General features: G+C 69.0%; 16 protein-coding genes and 2 pseudogenes. 7 read left to right on the top strand and 11 right to left on the bottom strand.

What is annotated here, in order from left to right:
* Window positions 1–91 precede the first annotated feature (91 nt).
* Entirely contained in the window at window positions 92–484 is a 393-nt protein-coding gene (locus tag ABZ899_RS35695) for a VOC family protein (RefSeq protein WP_361354856.1), read from the bottom strand.
* 86 nt (window positions 485–570) lie between these two features.
* Window positions 571–1,143, bottom strand: a complete 573-nt coding sequence (locus ABZ899_RS35690; protein WP_361354853.1) for a histidine phosphatase family protein — start codon at window positions 1,141–1,143, stop codon at window positions 571–573.
* Window positions 1,144–1,385: 242 nt separating this feature from the next.
* On the opposite strand from ABZ899_RS35690, the gene ABZ899_RS35685 reads away from it, so the two are divergent.
* Together ABZ899_RS35685 and ABZ899_RS35680 are read left to right on the top strand one after the other, a co-directional pair.
* Entirely contained in the window at window positions 1,386–1,604 is a 219-nt protein-coding gene (locus ABZ899_RS35685) for a CbtB-domain containing protein (protein WP_055620396.1), read from the top strand.
* Window positions 1,605–1,618: 14 nt separating this feature from the next.
* Window positions 1,619–2,365 carry a CbtA family protein gene (locus tag ABZ899_RS35680; RefSeq protein WP_361354850.1) on the top strand — a complete coding sequence of 249 codons (747 nt, stop codon included), beginning with the start codon at window positions 1,619–1,621 and terminating at the stop codon, window positions 2,363–2,365.
* A 137-nt stretch (window positions 2,366–2,502) separates the two neighbouring features.
* Here the strand turns inward: ABZ899_RS35680 and ABZ899_RS35675 are convergent, their stop codons facing one another.
* Window positions 2,503–3,150 (bottom strand): CatB-related O-acetyltransferase, encoded by a 648-nt coding sequence (locus ABZ899_RS35675; RefSeq protein ID WP_361354847.1) that lies wholly within the window; start codon window positions 3,148–3,150, stop codon window positions 2,503–2,505.
* 103 nt (window positions 3,151–3,253) lie between these two features.
* On the opposite strand from ABZ899_RS35675, the gene ABZ899_RS35670 reads away from it, so the two are divergent.
* Window positions 3,254–3,649, top strand: a complete 396-nt coding sequence (locus ABZ899_RS35670) for a hypothetical protein (RefSeq protein WP_361354845.1) — start codon at window positions 3,254–3,256, stop codon at window positions 3,647–3,649.
* A gap of 412 nt (window positions 3,650–4,061) precedes the next feature.
* On the opposite strand, the gene ABZ899_RS35665 is transcribed toward ABZ899_RS35670, so the two are convergent.
* The 3 genes from ABZ899_RS35665 to ABZ899_RS35655 form a co-directional block, all read right to left on the bottom strand.
* Window positions 4,062–4,679, bottom strand: a complete 618-nt coding sequence (locus ABZ899_RS35665) for an NUDIX domain-containing protein (protein WP_361354842.1) — start codon at window positions 4,677–4,679, stop codon at window positions 4,062–4,064.
* A 110-nt stretch (window positions 4,680–4,789) separates the two neighbouring features.
* Window positions 4,790–5,608 carry a hypothetical protein gene (locus ABZ899_RS35660; RefSeq protein ID WP_361354840.1) on the bottom strand — a complete coding sequence of 273 codons (819 nt, stop codon included), beginning with the start codon at window positions 5,606–5,608 and terminating at the stop codon, window positions 4,790–4,792.
* Between the two features lie 698 nt (window positions 5,609–6,306).
* Window positions 6,307–6,912 (bottom strand): dihydrofolate reductase family protein, encoded by a 606-nt coding sequence (locus ABZ899_RS35655; RefSeq protein ID WP_361354837.1) that lies wholly within the window; start codon window positions 6,910–6,912, stop codon window positions 6,307–6,309.
* 196 nt (window positions 6,913–7,108) lie between these two features.
* Between ABZ899_RS35655 and ABZ899_RS35650 the strand changes: the two are divergent.
* From ABZ899_RS35650 to ABZ899_RS35640, 3 genes and pseudogenes are all read left to right on the top strand, one after another.
* A pseudogene (locus tag ABZ899_RS35650) lies at window positions 7,109–7,509 on the top strand (dihydrofolate reductase family protein); the annotation flags it as partial.
* A gap of 175 nt (window positions 7,510–7,684) precedes the next feature.
* A pseudogene (locus tag ABZ899_RS35645) lies at window positions 7,685–8,268 on the top strand (dihydrofolate reductase family protein).
* Complete coding sequence (locus tag ABZ899_RS35640) at window positions 8,265–8,678, top strand: VOC family protein (protein WP_361354834.1); 414 nt, start codon at window positions 8,265–8,267, stop codon at window positions 8,676–8,678. The pseudogene ABZ899_RS35645 and the gene ABZ899_RS35640 overlap by 4 nt, the downstream one beginning before the upstream one ends.
* Here ABZ899_RS35640 and ABZ899_RS35635 read toward each other — a convergent pair.
* The 5 genes from ABZ899_RS35635 to ABZ899_RS35615 form a co-directional block, all read right to left on the bottom strand.
* Window positions 8,609–9,289 (bottom strand): barstar family protein, encoded by a 681-nt coding sequence (locus ABZ899_RS35635; protein WP_361354831.1) that lies wholly within the window; start codon window positions 9,287–9,289, stop codon window positions 8,609–8,611. The genes ABZ899_RS35640 and ABZ899_RS35635 overlap by 70 nt on opposite strands.
* 80 nt (window positions 9,290–9,369) lie before the next feature.
* Window positions 9,370–9,546 (bottom strand): hypothetical protein, encoded by a 177-nt coding sequence (locus ABZ899_RS35630; protein ID WP_361354829.1) that lies wholly within the window; start codon window positions 9,544–9,546, stop codon window positions 9,370–9,372.
* A 267-nt stretch (window positions 9,547–9,813) separates the two neighbouring features.
* Window positions 9,814–10,683, bottom strand: coding sequence for an alpha/beta hydrolase (locus ABZ899_RS35625; protein WP_361354826.1), 870 nt, complete (start codon window positions 10,681–10,683; stop codon window positions 9,814–9,816).
* Window positions 10,684–10,800: 117 nt separating this feature from the next.
* Entirely contained in the window at window positions 10,801–11,724 is a 924-nt protein-coding gene (locus ABZ899_RS35620) for an RNA polymerase sigma-70 factor (RefSeq protein WP_361354824.1), read from the bottom strand.
* 100 nt (window positions 11,725–11,824) lie between these two features.
* A complete protein-coding gene (locus ABZ899_RS35615; protein ID WP_361354821.1) occupies window positions 11,825–12,298 on the bottom strand; it encodes a carboxymuconolactone decarboxylase family protein in 474 nt (157 codons plus the stop codon).
* 422 nt (window positions 12,299–12,720) lie between these two features.
* Between ABZ899_RS35615 and ABZ899_RS35610 the strand changes: the two genes are divergently transcribed.
* A complete protein-coding gene (locus ABZ899_RS35610; protein WP_361354818.1) occupies window positions 12,721–13,371 on the top strand; it encodes a hypothetical protein in 651 nt (216 codons plus the stop codon).
* Window positions 13,372–13,425: the final 54 nt, after the last annotated feature.

Genomic DNA, 13,425 nt, shown 5'->3' with positions numbered 1-13,425 from the left:
CAGCGGTTCCAACTTCGGACCACGACGCGGCACCGGCACCCCGGCAGAAGAACTCATACGAGATCTAACGACGGACTACCGGCGCAGGACACTAGGGGGTCTCCTTGTGGACGGCCTCGATGTTGTTGCCGTCCGGGTCGCTGACGAACGCACAGTAGGCGCGGTACTGGCTCCACCAGCGGGGCGCGTGCCGGGAGGCGCCTCCGGCCGCTACCGCAGCCGCGTGGAAGGCGTCCACCGCATCCCTGCTGACCGCCGTGAACGCGATGTGCACCCCCGCCGTGACGGCAGCCTCGGCTCTCGCACGTTCCAGGGACAACGACGGCGTGTCCAGCTCCGGCCTCCAGTACTCGGCAACACCGTCGGCCCGGTAGCCAACCCCAATCCCCAGCACCGCCAGCGCAGAGGTGTAGAACCGTTCGCTGGCCTCGAAATCCGAGGCGAACACCCCGAGATGATGGATGAAGGACGCCGTTGTCTCCATGACGACCAAGCCTACGGACCGAAACGAGCGACACACGCCGACGCTCGACACCACCCCGGCAAACCTTCCCGGTCACGGCACTCGTGCTACGCGCTGCTCCCGACCGCGGGTATCCGCAGGTTCCAGCGGCCGGATCTGCCGGTGATCTGGAAGGCGGCAAGCGGCGGGACGTCGATGCGCCAGAACGACTGCTGCGGCGCACCTGTCGCGTGCAGCAACGCGGCCCGGGCCACGGCCTGTTCGACAACGGCCAGGACCCGGACCGTGTCCTCGGGCAGTCCCTCCAGCCAGGCGGAGACCCGGCGACACAGTCGCGCCACCGACTCGCCACCGTGCGGGGCCGCTTCGGGATCCGACATCCACAGGGCGAGCCCGGTCCCGTCACCGGCCGCGACCTCGTCCGGGGCGCGTCCTTGCCAGGTGCCCATGTCCATGTCCGTAAGGGCCGGCTCAACAGCGACGGTGTCCAGGCCAAGAGCCTGCGCCGTCTGCCGGCATCGCTGGGAAGGCGCCGCGAGCCAGGCGCCGGCCGTCGGCAACGATCCCGTGACTGCTCGGACTTGGTCCAGGGCCCTCTCGTCCAAGGGCGTGTCGCCGCCGAATCGCACGTCGCGTTCCGTTGGGGCCGCGGCGCACAGCAGCGTGAGCCGGATGGTCATGATGGGCCTTTCTACGAGGTCGGATCATCGTAGGTGGCGTACGCCATGTTGGCCGAAGAGCCCATTGCCCCTAGCATCTGGGGCGACAAGGACGACAGCGCCACGGAAGTCCGGTGCAAGCCCGGCACGGTCGCGCCACTGTGTGCCACCCCGCCAGCCAGGCGGGGCGGTGAGTCAGACCCAACGCTGTCGTCGAGTGCTCCACACGATGCGGGACGCGTAGTTCCCGAGGAGGTCTCGCCATGGCGCAGTCCACTGCCGCCCCCACCCCCACCACCCAGACCCTCGCGCCGCTGCCACTGCGGGCGGTCGCCCCCTGGGCCGTCTTCGTCGGCGTCCTCATGCTGGTCCTGCTGTACTTCGTCGGCGCCGAGCAGGGTGCCACCGCCCTGGTCTCCGGTGAGGGCGTGCACGAGTGGGTGCACGATGCCCGCCACCTCCTCGGCTTCCCCTGCCACTGACGGAGCCGTCCTCGATGAACTCCGTCACCGTACGCACCTTGCTGGTGCGCGGCATGCTCGCCGGCCTGGGCGCCGGCGTGCTCGCCTTCGTCTTCGGCTTCCTGGTCGGGGAAGGCCCCGTGGACGCGGCCATCGCGTTCGAGGAGGCCGGCTCCCATGAACACGGCGGCGAGGAACTCGTCAGCCGCACCGTGCAGTCGACCGCCGGCCTCGCCACGGGCGTGCTCGTCTTCGGCGTCGCCATCGGCGGCATCGCGGCGCTCGCGTTCTGCTTCGTCCTGGGCCGTATCGGCCGGTTCGGGGCACGGTCCACAGCGGCGCTCACCGCGCTGGCGGGGTTCCTGCTCCTCTACCTGCTGCCCATCCTGAAGTACCCCGCGAACCCGCCTGCCGTCGGCAACCCCGACACCATCGGCAAGCGCACCATCCTGTTCGTGGGAATGATCGCCCTGAGTGTCCTGCTGGGCGTGGCGGCGATCCTGCTGGGCCGCAGACTCGCCCCGGCGTGGGGCAACTGGAACGCCTCCATCGCCGCCGGCGTCGCCTTCGTCGCGGTCGTGGCGGTCGCGATGGCCGTGCTGCCGCAGGGGGACAACACTCCCAAGGGCTTCCCGGCGACCGATCTGTGGGAGTTCCGTGTGGCCTCGATCGGCATCCAGGCCGTCCTGTGGGCCGCGTTCGGGTTGCTGTTCGGCTTCCTGGCCGAACGCGTTCTGGAGCCTAAGCAGGCGGCCGACAAGGTCGCTTCACTGGCCGTCTGAACGGGACAGCAAGCGGCGGGGCCACTGGGGGCGCGCCCAGTGGCCCCGCCGCTGTCGTACCGTCTGCACGAGTCCGGCCCCGGCGCCGGGTGCAGAGCCTGGTTCTGACTTGCGTCGACGTACGTGTGAAGGCTTGTCTACCGACCCTTCGGGGCCGCAGCCTCCAGTTCCTCGACGCTGCCGGACATGATCGTGCGGATGTGCTCGGTGATGTGCTGGGCCGGCCAGTCCCACCAGGCGGCGGCCAGGAGGCGGGCGATGTCCTCGTCGGCGAAGCGACGGCGCACGAGGCGGGCCGGGTTGCCGCCGACGATGCCGTAATCAGGAACGTCGTCGACGACGATGGAGCCGGAGGCGATGATCGCTCCGTGTCCGATACGGACGCCGGGCATCACCATGGCGCGGTATCCGAACCACACGTCGTTCCCGACCACGGTGTCACCACGGCCGGGCAGGCCTGTGATCAGATCGAAGTGCTCGGCCCAGGATCCGCCCATGATCGGGAAGGGGAACGTCGAGGGCCCGTCCATGCGGTGGTTGGCGCCGTTCATGATGAATCGCACCCCCTCGCCGAGTGCGCAGAACTTTCCGATGACCAGTCTTTCCGGCCCGTAGTGGTAGAGCACATTGCGGGTCTCGAACGCCGTCGGGTCATCCGGATCGTCGTAGTAGGAGAACTCTCCCACCTCGATCAGCGGCGACGTGATCAGCGGCTTGAGCAGAACGACCCGAGGCTGCTCCGGCATCGGGTGCACTACGGTCGGATCGGCGGGGACGGCTGACATCTCGATCGACTTCCTCACACGCATCGCAGGCTCGGACGACCCATGATCGCAACCCGCGTAGTCCGACCGCTGCCGAGAAGGACCGCACCACCAGGAGGAATCAGTGTCCCGCCCGATACCGCTCAGCCCCGAGGAGAAGCTTGCACACGCGAAACAGCAGTTGGGCCTCCCGGTCATCGTCGCGATCTGTGGCTCCACCCGTTTCATGACCGAGATGAACGAGGCCGATGTGCGGGAGACCGAAGCCGGACGGATCGTCGTCAAACCGGGTTGCGACTTGAAGTCGCCGCACGAACTCTGGTCGGATCCCGACGAGGCCAAGGCGCTGAAGCTTCGACTCGACGATCTGCACCGAGCGAAGATCCGGCTCGCTGACGAGGTGCTCGTCGTCGGCGACTACATCGGAGACAGCACCCGGGCCGAAATCGCCTACGCCCGGTCGCTGGGCAGGCCCGTGCGGTTCACACATCCCGAAGTCGATCCAGACGCCGGTCGATAGCGTGCGGTACGGACGCGCTCTGCGGGGGTGCGGCTTTCCGGAGGGTGGATTCGGCGGCGGGCACCATCGAACCGGGTTCTCCGCCCCCGAACTCGGAGGTGCGGGCGACTCGTTCCTTCAGCAGGTACCCGATGCCGACCGCGCCGTCCGACGGCGACCAGGAGGCCCAGGCCGTCGCGAGGTGCTGGGAACGGAACCCCCGGCCGGCATCGCGGGGCCGGGAGTTCCGAGGCGTGCGGGTCGAGTGGGTCGAGCGGGTGAGGAGACTGCGGCTGACACGCTGGAGTTCCTCGTCGTGGGCGATGCTCTGGAACCTGTCGCCGTCCCGGGGCTGGGCTGGTGCGGCGGGGGCGCCCAAGCGAGACGCCGGGCGGTACCGAAGCGCCAACGCGCCCGCTGCGGGCGGGAGCAGCTACCCGCGGCGCCCCGTGGCCCGGGCGTGCTGCAGCTTGTGTGTGAAGCGGTGCATGTGGGGGTCGAGTACGTCTTCCGCCTCCTCGAGCACCTCTTCGGCGGTCAGCCATCGGATCGCCTCGAATTCGTCCTTGTCGTAGGAGGTGATGGCGTCGGCGTCGGTGGAGAGGAGGTACCAGAGCGAGACGTCGGTGTGGACGCCCGGCCCGCGCGTCTCCGTGACGGTGAGGAAGAACGGAAGCTCGCCGGTGATCGGCGATGCCGTGGCGGAGATGCCCAGTTCCTCACGGCATTCGCGGACCACTGCGGCCCACGGGTCCTCGCCCGGTTCGACGTGTCCGCCGGACGGCAGCCACAGACCCGCCTTGCGGTGTGCCACGAGCAGCAGCCGACCGCTCGTGGCGTCGAGGACGACAAAGTAGCTCACCAGGTGCGTCGCGGGAACGTCGGGCTTGCGTACCCGGTGGAGCGGGGCTCCGCTCGTGATCCACTGCGCGGTGGTGGTCAGATGGGTGCGCTCCAGGCTGTCCCACGGTGCGATGGTGCCGACCATGTCCAGCAGACGGGCTCGCGACTCTTCGTCGTTCTCGAGGGGCGGGAAGGTGGTTGAGGTCATCCGCGCATCCTGTCAGAGGGCGCTGACAGATGGCTTCCCCGCCGATTCCCTCCACCGGCCGGTCGGGGTGTGGCCGTGCCGTCGGCGCGCCGCACCCGCGGTGGTCCGGCTCAGCCGTTCAGGACGCCGGTGGCCTCGCTGATCGGGGTTGTGTCCGCGGGGCGTGGGACCTTCACGCGGACCGGCTCGCCGATGCCCGACAGGACCGTGGTCACCGTCACCTGCGCGCCGGACATGTTGACGCTCGTGCGGGTCTGCACCAGGTTCCCCTTGCCGTCGACCCAGGCGTCAGCGAACACCGGCAAGTCGCCGCCCAGGATGTCGCGGGCTTGGTCCATCTTGGTGCGGACGTCCGGGTGCGTGCGGAGAGTGACGGTGCGGTAGTCGAGGATGCCGCGGTAGCGCAGTGCACGCACGCCCTCGACGTTCTCCTCGCCTTCCTGGGAGATCTTGCGCATCGCGGCGATCTGCTGCAGGACGTGCTCGGGGTCGTTGAGCGGTGCCCGCAACAGGTAGTGGGCTTGGGCCTTGTCCCGGGGCATGACTCCCCAGGTGTCCTCGCCGGTCCCTTGGGGGTCGCGGATATAGATCTTGCCCTCTGCGAAGACCTGTTCGCTGTGGTCGATTCCGCCACCGGGGAAGTCGACCGCCAGGTGGCCCCGGTCCGCGGCGAAGTCGAAGCCGCCGGTGATGGTGAGGCGGTACACCTGGCCTTCACCCTGCAACTCGATCTTCTGGCGGAACCCCGCGCTGTCCTCACGGAGAGCCGCGACCGCGTCCTGGACGGCGGACCGACCGTCTGACGCTGCCTTGGTCGACGGTGACGCCGTCTCGGCGTCGCGACTTCCCGTGTCTGTCGCGGAGCATCCGACGCACAGCAGCGCGGCGGCAGGAGCGGTGAGCACGAGAGGCGTGAGAGGACGGCGCATGAAACTCCTCGAGGTTCCTGCGAGCGCTCTGCCCTTACGGCACGTCTCGCGCCGTGATCTTACGAAGCTACGCACATCAGTGCGAACACATTATGTTCACGCGACCACGCCCGAGGAGCGCAGCCCGTCGGCGATCATCTCGGCGAGGTCGTCGTCGTCCTCCACCACCGGTACGCGCACAGCCACTGCTGTCTCGGGCGGGCGCTCAAGGTCCCGAGTCGAGGGTTGTACGGCGGTTGACCGGAGGTCACCTTTGGCTGACCGGCACCCCTTACGGACCCGCCACGGCGGGACGCAGGCGCACCAGTTGCCCGAGGGCTGCCCTAGGCTGTGCGGTCAACTCCGGTCGGACGGTGCACGGCCGGCATCCGGAGCGTGCGCCGCCCGGACCGTTGCGTTCCCGGGCGTCAGCGCGAAGACCAGCCATGTGACGGCGCACATGCCGTCCGACGGCAGCAAGGACCGTCCCACGCCGACACTCGCGGCGGCACCCATGGTCGGCGACACTGAAGGTGGCGCCAATCTGGCGGACGGCGTTGAGCCGGCCGCTGCCCGAGACGGCGGTGCCGGGCGGAGCGGCGCCGACGACGGCCAGGACGAGGGCCGGCGGCAGAACGAGATGCCGAAGCCGTCGCGCTGTTCGAGTCACCGTGACCGGAAGTCGGCCCGGGGCTCGGGGCCCCGCCCCTCCCGACGCCCTAGTAACTGTCGTAGGTGGGCTGTCCGTTCGTGCGGTAGACGCCGATCACAGTGCCTCCCTTTGACGTCGTCACGCTGACCGGCTCCAGCGCGGTGGGGATGGCTCCGTCGGCGAACAGGCGCTTGCCGGTGCCGATGATCACCGGGTGGATGGTCAGCCGGTACTCGTCCACGAGGCCGTGCCGCATGAGGGTCTGGGCGAGGTCGCCGCTGCCGACGACGGCGATGTCGCCGCCGTCGGACGCCTTCAGCTCGCGGACGGCGTCGACGACGTCGCCCCGCAGCAGGTGGGAGTTCTGCCATTCGACGGACGTCAGGGTCCGGGACGCCACGTACTTGTCCATGCGGTTCATCCGGTCGGTGAACGGATTGCCGGGATCGGCGTTCGGCCAGTACGACGCGAAGATCTCGTACGTCTTGCGGCCGAGCAGCATCGCGTCGAAGTCCTCGTACCAGCCGGTGATGGCCGTGCCGACCTCGTCGTCGTCCACCGGTTTCTGCCAGCCGCCGTGCTCGAAACCGCTCTCTGTGTCCTCGTCCGGACCACCCGGCGCCTGCATGACGCCATCCAGCGTCAGGAACGTGCAAATGATGATCTTGCGCATGGTGCGCTCCCTTCGTCGAGTGGTAGACGGCACGACCGACGCGAATTCATCGGCGCGACACCGTTCAGCGCACCCGGCGCCGGTTCGTCCGGAGCCCGCGCGGGTGCCGCGCACACGTCACGGTTGCCGGGCACACTGAGCCCATGGAGTACGTCGGCCGGGTGCCCTGTCCTCGGCCGTCGGACCGGCGTCCTCGATCGGCACGATCGTGACGGGCCGCCGCTTCTTCGACCTCACGAACGGCTGGGAGGGCCGTCAGCCCGCCGGCGACCACGTGGTCGTGGTGTCGCATCGACCCAAGCCCAGGGCTGGCATCTGGAGGCGTCCTACCATTTCGTCGACGATGTGACGGCTGCGGTCGACAAGGCCCAGAAGCTCGCCGGGGAGCAAGTCGTGGCGGTGAGCGCCGGCGAGGTCCGCGGTCAGATTCTCGCGGCGGGTCTCGTGGACGAGGTGGCCATGGACGTGGCGCCGGTGGTGTTCGGCTCGGGCAGGCGGTACTTCGGGGACATCGACAGGCAGCTCCTGCTGGAGGACCCTCACGTGATCATCCGGGGCGACCGGGTGCTGCATCTCAGGTACAAGCTGCGGCGCTGAGGATCGTGTATGCGATGAGTTCGCTGGCTGCCTGAGGTCTTCCTTGTGTTCCTTGTATTCCTTGTGTCATTTGTGTTCTTTTTGTTCCTTATGATCCTTGTGTTCCCTGTGACAAGCCCGACGAGTAGACGCCGCAGGAAGCGCCGGAGATCGGAGAGGAACGATGGAGGCAGCGATGGACGGCGCGATCCGGCTGTACATGTCAAGATCGCTCGACAGCTATATCGCCGGTGCGCAAGACCGGCCCGGGCAGGAGCTCGGACGCGGCGGCGGACGTCTCTTCGACTGGCTCGACGACCGGGAGTCCGACGGGCCGAGCGGTCAGGTCTGCCGCGAGGCGCTCGCGACCGGCGCGGTGATCCCCGGACGTCGCACCTTCGACCTCGCGGGGCGCGGGCAGGGCGATCACCACGACGGTGTCCCGATCTTCGTACTGACTCACGAGGTGCACGACGGGGACATGCCCCCGGACACACGCGCTTTGTCACCGACGTCGAGGACTGCGCCCGTCAGGCCCGCCCAGCGGCGGGGGTCCGGGCGGTGATGATCCACGGGGCGGGGGCGGCCCAAGCACTGCTGCGAGCCGGGCAGCTGCACGAGATGGAGATCCATCTCGTTCCGGTTCTCCTCGGGGACGGTCGGCGGCTGTTCGACCACCTGGGTGGCGACCGTATCGAGCTCGACCTCGTCCGCCGCCTCGAGGACCGAGACGTCACGCACCTTCGTCTCCGGGTGCGTCAGCCCGAGGAGCCCGCATGAAAACGCTGTTCGTCTCTTACCGCGTCACCGACCTGGACTGCTCGCTCGGCTTCTACAGCGCCTTGGGCTACGCCGAACTGGGCAAGGTCCCTCTCGGCGGCGGCGCCCACCTCGTGCTCCTCAAGTTCCCCGACGAACCGGCGGCCTCGCTTGAACTGGTCCACCGGCCCGGCGACGAACCGGTCGACGTGGGCAGCGGTTTCGATCACCTCGCGATCCAGGTGGAGGACCTGACGCTCACTCTGACGAAACTCCTGGAGGCCGGGCTGAGGCCCGGGCCTCTTCAGTACCCCAGTGGTCCTGACGGCCCGACGACCTCGTGGCTCACGGATCCGGACGGCTACCGGATCGAGTTGGTGGAGTGGCCGCCCGGACACGCCGACGGCATCACGCCGGCGGACTTCACCTGAGGCGAGCACGGCACACCCCGGACGGCGGTCCGTCCGCAGCAGCGAGCTGTCACCGAAGGATGACGCTCACACCCCCGTTCCTTGAAGATCTCCAGGAGCAGGTCGAACAGCGCAAGCTCGCGATCACCGGCGGGCACGCGCTTCGCCAACTGCGTCCGAGCCTCGTCCGAGAAGTCCCAGTGCAGGCTGAACGGAGTGGTAGCGCCCCAGCCACCTCTCAGACGGTCATCCAGAGCGTCCAGGTTCCAGCCGAAGTATCCGCCCGGTCCGTTGATGGCCTCACCGATCGCGCAGTAGAAGGTGTCCCTGTCAACGATGTGTCGGCCATCCACCGTGAACACCTGACCTGCAGGCGCATCGGACTTTCCCTGGCTTTGGTACTCACGGGACCACAGGGCCACCGACAACCATGCGTGACGGTCCTCGGGTGCGAGTTCGTGCCACATTCCGGTGTGGTTCAGGTGACCGGTGCGGAGCAGCTCCCACGGTCTTTCCGCTCCGGGCAGTGCGTTCTCGCACCAGAGCGTGACCGTGAGGTCGACGAGGCCGGCCCGGCTTGCGGACGGCTTGACGTCGATGACGGTGAGCTCGTTGACGAAGTAGGACCCCATCGTGACACCGTCACGATCAAGGAGCTCGAACCAGGCGTTCCCTGCGCCGGCATGACGACTGCCGACGTGATCAGCGCACCTCAGCAGGCCACCCTGCGGGCGGCAGCCCGCAAGGCGACTCGGCGCGCTCCCGCCTCATCCGGCAGCAGCGTGAACAACCCATCGGCCTCCTGGACGAAGCCCCAGAAGTCGCCGTTGTCCTCGTCCGAACTCAGCGCGTACTTCTGCCCCTCGCCGCGCCGCCCTGATGTCCGCATCACACCCCCCGAAGAGAGCGTTGATCTTACCTACGCCGGGGGACCTGCTCGGCGGTTGCCGGATCCGTCACCGCCCTTGACCTCATCCCCTCCGCCTCGGAGCCGTTTGACGAGTCGTCTACCTGCCTTCACCTGTGAGAGTGAGGTGCAGAGAAGCACGGCACAGCGGAAGCGCCCTCTGACCGGTCCCTGCCCGGAGCCGCTCATACGGTCTCCCCTGGGCACGGCCCGATGTCGCGTAGGCGGTGAGCCGTTCTCCGAGGGGCCTCACTCAGGTCGTACGGCGAAGAAGTCCGCGAGGGAGGACGCGAGCGCTTCCGGGGCCTCCTCGGCCACGTGATGGCCGGAGTCGATGCCGTGACCGCGCACGTCCGGCGCCCACTGCCGCCAGATCCTGACGGGGTCGCCGTACAGGTCCTCGAGGTCGTCCCGGAGCGACCAGAGGATCAGCGCCGGACACCGCAACCGTGCCCCGGCCGCGCGGTCCTCCTCCTCGTGCCGCCGGTCGACGGTGAGACCGGCCCGGTAGTCCTCCAGCATCGCCCGCACCACGTCCGGGTTCCTCGTGGCCGCGCGCCACTCGTCGTAGTTCTCCAGCCCCATGGTCTCGGGGTCACCGCGGTACCAGCTGTCCGGATCGGCGTTGATGACGCGCTCGGGGATCTCCGGCTGGGCGAAGAAGAACCAGTGCCACCACTGCGTGGCGAACTCCGCCGTGATGCGGGACAGGTGCTCGGTGAGAGGGAGGCAGTCGATCAGTGCCACCCGCGAGACGGCGTCGGGGTGGTCCAGGGCGAGACGCAGCGCGACAGCGCCTCCACGGTCGTGCCCGGCGAGCGCGAAGCGGGCATGACCGAGGGTGCGCATCACCTCGACCACGTCACCGGCGACGGCCCGCTTGGAGTACCCCGAGTGGTCCGCGGTGGGCGCCGGTCCGGTCGAGCGGCCGTACCCCCGGAGATCGGGACACACCACGGTGAAACCGCGTCGGACGAGGAGGGGGGCGACCCGGTGCCAGGTCGCGGATGTCCGGGGGTGGCCGTGCAGCAGCACCAGGGGCGGCCCTTCCCCGCCGTGGCGAACCAGGATCGACGCCTCGCCGAGCTGAACCCGCGTCGTCTCGAAGCCCTCGAACACGGCCCGAACCTCCCCTGCTTCACCGGAACATCGCCGTGGCCGACGAGTGCTGACCTCCCGTTGCCTTCTTGCCTCCTGCCCCCGCCGGCCCCTGGGACACTCCTTGGTCTCGAGCGTTCAGCGCGTGTTCCTGCGGGCCTGCCTCACCTCCCGGTCGACGGCCCAGGCGTCGGCGACCGGGCCGAGGTGCCCGAGCTTGTCGGGGTTGATGACCGAGCGGATCGTCCGGATCTCCCCGTCGAGGACGTCGAGGACGAGGATGTGGAGGACCTTGCCGTCGCGGTCGCGGAACAGCGCGCCCGGCTCGCCGTTCACCTCGCGCGTCTCGAAGGTGATGTCGACCTGGGCCATGAGCGGGTGGACGGCGGCGAGGAGCCTGGCCACGTTCTCGGCACCGGCGACGGCCCTGGCCAGTTGCGGCGCCTTGCCCCCACCGTCCCCGACGAGCTGGACATCGGCGGACAGCAGATTCCGCAGTCCGTCCACGTCGCCCCGCGCCAGCGCCTCGAAGAACCGTCTCGCCAGCTCCTGCCGCTCCCGCCGGTCCGCTTCGAACCGGGGCCTTCCGTCGTTCATGTGCCGACGGGCCCGTACGAGCAGTTGCCGGCACGCCGCTTCCGAGCGCCCCACCGCCGCGGCGATGTCGTCGAAGCCGAAGGCGAAGACCTCCCGCAGCACGAACACCGACCGCTCCAGCGGGCTGAGCCGCTCCAGGAGCAGCAGCGCCGCCATCGACACCGAGTCGGCCAGTTCGGCCGCGCGGGCCGGGTCCTCGTACGGGTCGTCCAGCAGCGGCTCCGGCAGCCACGGTCCGACGTACTCCTCCCGCCGCATCCGGGCGGAGCGCAGCACGTCGATCGCGATCCGGGTCACCGTGGCCGACAGGAACGCCTTGGGCGACACGGCCCGGGTGGTCGAGGCGTCGTAGCGGAGCCAGGTCTCCTGCACGGCGTCCTCGGCCTCGCCCACGCTGCCCAGGATCCGGTACGCGATCGAGAACAGCAGCGGCCTCAGTTCCTCGAACTCCTCGACCTTGCTCACGCTGTCTTCCCCCTGCGGTCTGCGTCCCTGGCCGGACCGGCGCCGGCCAGGCATCCTTCGAAGATCATCCGCTGTGTCGGCGGGAGGGCCAACGCTTCGTTCAGTGGGCCTGGCCGACCTGGTAGTCGCCGGCCGGCTGCCGGGTGATGATGTTCAGCCGGTTCGCCGTGTTCATGAACGAGACCAGCAGGACGAGGGACGCGAGCTGGTCCTCGTCGTAGTGCCGGGCGGCGCGTTCCCAGACGTCGTCACTGACCCCGGTGGCCGCGTCGGCGATACGGGTCCCCTCCTCCGCCAGCGCGAGCGCCGCACGCTCGGCCTCGGTGAAGACCGCCGCTTCCCGCCAGGCCGCGATCAGGTTCAGGCGCACCGGGCTCTCGCCGGCCGCGGCGGCCTCCTTGGTGTGCATGTCGATGCAGGCGGCGCACCCGTTGATCTGGCTCACGCGCAGGGCCACCAGTTCCTGCGTCGTGGCCGGCAGCGGCGATTCCTTCAGCGCCCGGCCGACCGCCATGAAGTACTTGAGCGCCTTGCCGGCGGTCGGGCCGGCGAAGAGGTTCAGTCGCGCGTCCATCGTGGGCTCCTCCGGTTCGTCGGTGTGCTTCACCTCCCGAGACGAGACAGCGCTTCCGCCTGTGACACGACGCGGTGTGCGCTACGTCCGCTTGGACGGTGTCCTACGTGCTGAGGCGGACGAGCCGTTCGTAGCGGCACAGGGCGGCGGCCAGTCCGCGTGGCGGTGCTGGGGCTTGAAGTGGCGGCCGCGGTGGGGGGCGTGTCTCCTTCGGTGACCTCGACCAAGGGCTTCGGTGGCTGTGTCAGTATCTGTGGATGCCGTTGCGAATCTGTGGATGCCGTTGCGACGTTGATTCGGGAGTCGCCCGGGCCACACCTGCCTGATCAATGTCAGTGAGAAGTCACGTCACGCGGTAACCCGACGGGTGGATCGTCCGGGCAGGCCGGACCCGCGTCCTCACTTCCGGAGACAGATCACAGATGCGTCTACATCCAGGCGAGACCGAGGCCGTCGGCTGGCGGGTGGTGACCGTGCACGCCACCGTCCGGCAACTGCGTGACGCGTCACCCGGCGTCACCGGACGTCCGCGGGTGATCGCGATCGACGGCCGGGGCGGCGCAGGCAAGACGACCCTGGCCGAGCGGCTACGCAAGGCGGCGCCCAACTCCGCCATCGTGCACACCGACGACGTTGCCTGGAACCACTCCTACTTCGACTGGGGTGCCGTGCTCGTCGAGAACATCCTCCAGCCCCTGCACCGGGGCGAGGCGGTGGACTTCCGCCCTGATGCCTGGATCGCCCACGACCGGCCCGGATCGATCACCGTCCCCGTCGGTGCCGACTTCATCTGGCTCGAGGGCACCGGCATCATTCGCGAGGAGCTTGCCCCGTGGCTGGACGCCTCGGTGTGGATGCAGGGTGATCTCGATCAGCAAGAGCGCTTGTTGGTCGTCCGCGACGGTGACTCCCCCGCGCAGCTGCAGCACGTGACCAACTGGCTGCTGGAGGAACTGCCTTTCCTGCTGCGAGAACAGCCGTGGGCCCGAGCCACCATGATCGTCGCCGGCCCTCCGCACATCGACCATGACCCGGACACCGAGTTGGTCGTCGCCCCGCCGACCAGCCGTTAGAGCATGGTGCGGCGGGACCGGTCGCCCTCACCGCGTCGGCCGTGGTCGGCCGGC

Source organism: Streptomyces sp. NPDC046859 (assembly GCF_040645135.1).
Classification (GTDB): Bacteria; Actinomycetota; Actinomycetes; order Streptomycetales; family Streptomycetaceae; genus Streptomyces.
The sequence above is the reverse complement of the archived record's forward strand: the minus strand, read 5'-3'. Positions and strand labels throughout refer to the sequence as shown.

Excerpts from the sequence above, each read along its gene's own strand:
- ABZ899_RS35630 (WP_361354829.1), bottom strand. The coding sequence starts at position 9,546 with ATGCGGACATCAGGGCGGCGCGGCGAGGGGCAGAAGTACGCGCTGAGT.
- ABZ899_RS35665 (WP_361354842.1), bottom strand. The coding sequence starts at position 4,679 with ATGACCTCAACCACCTTCCCGCCCCTCGAGAACGACGAAGAGTCGCGA.
- ABZ899_RS35655 (WP_361354837.1), bottom strand. The coding sequence starts at position 6,912 with ATGCGCAAGATCATCATTTGCACGTTCCTGACGCTGGATGGCGTCATG.
- ABZ899_RS35615 (WP_361354821.1), bottom strand. The coding sequence starts at position 12,298 with ATGGACGCGCGACTGAACCTCTTCGCCGGCCCGACCGCCGGCAAGGCG.
- ABZ899_RS35660 (WP_361354840.1), bottom strand. The coding sequence starts at position 5,608 with ATGCGCCGTCCTCTCACGCCTCTCGTGCTCACCGCTCCTGCCGCCGCG.
- ABZ899_RS35680 (WP_361354850.1), top strand. The coding sequence starts at position 1,619 with ATGAACTCCGTCACCGTACGCACCTTGCTGGTGCGCGGCATGCTCGCC.
- ABZ899_RS35635 (WP_361354831.1), bottom strand. The coding sequence starts at position 9,289 with ATGGGGTCCTACTTCGTCAACGAGCTCACCGTCATCGACGTCAAGCCG.
- ABZ899_RS35610 (WP_361354818.1), top strand. The coding sequence starts at position 12,721 with ATGCGTCTACATCCAGGCGAGACCGAGGCCGTCGGCTGGCGGGTGGTG.
- ABZ899_RS35675 (WP_361354847.1), bottom strand. The coding sequence starts at position 3,150 with ATGTCAGCCGTCCCCGCCGATCCGACCGTAGTGCACCCGATGCCGGAG.
- ABZ899_RS35695 (WP_361354856.1), bottom strand. The coding sequence starts at position 484 with ATGGAGACAACGGCGTCCTTCATCCATCATCTCGGGGTGTTCGCCTCG.
- ABZ899_RS35685 (WP_055620396.1), top strand. The coding sequence starts at position 1,386 with ATGGCGCAGTCCACTGCCGCCCCCACCCCCACCACCCAGACCCTCGCG.
- ABZ899_RS35690 (WP_361354853.1), bottom strand. The coding sequence starts at position 1,143 with ATGACCATCCGGCTCACGCTGCTGTGCGCCGCGGCCCCAACGGAACGC.
- ABZ899_RS35640 (WP_361354834.1), top strand. The coding sequence starts at position 8,265 with ATGAAAACGCTGTTCGTCTCTTACCGCGTCACCGACCTGGACTGCTCG.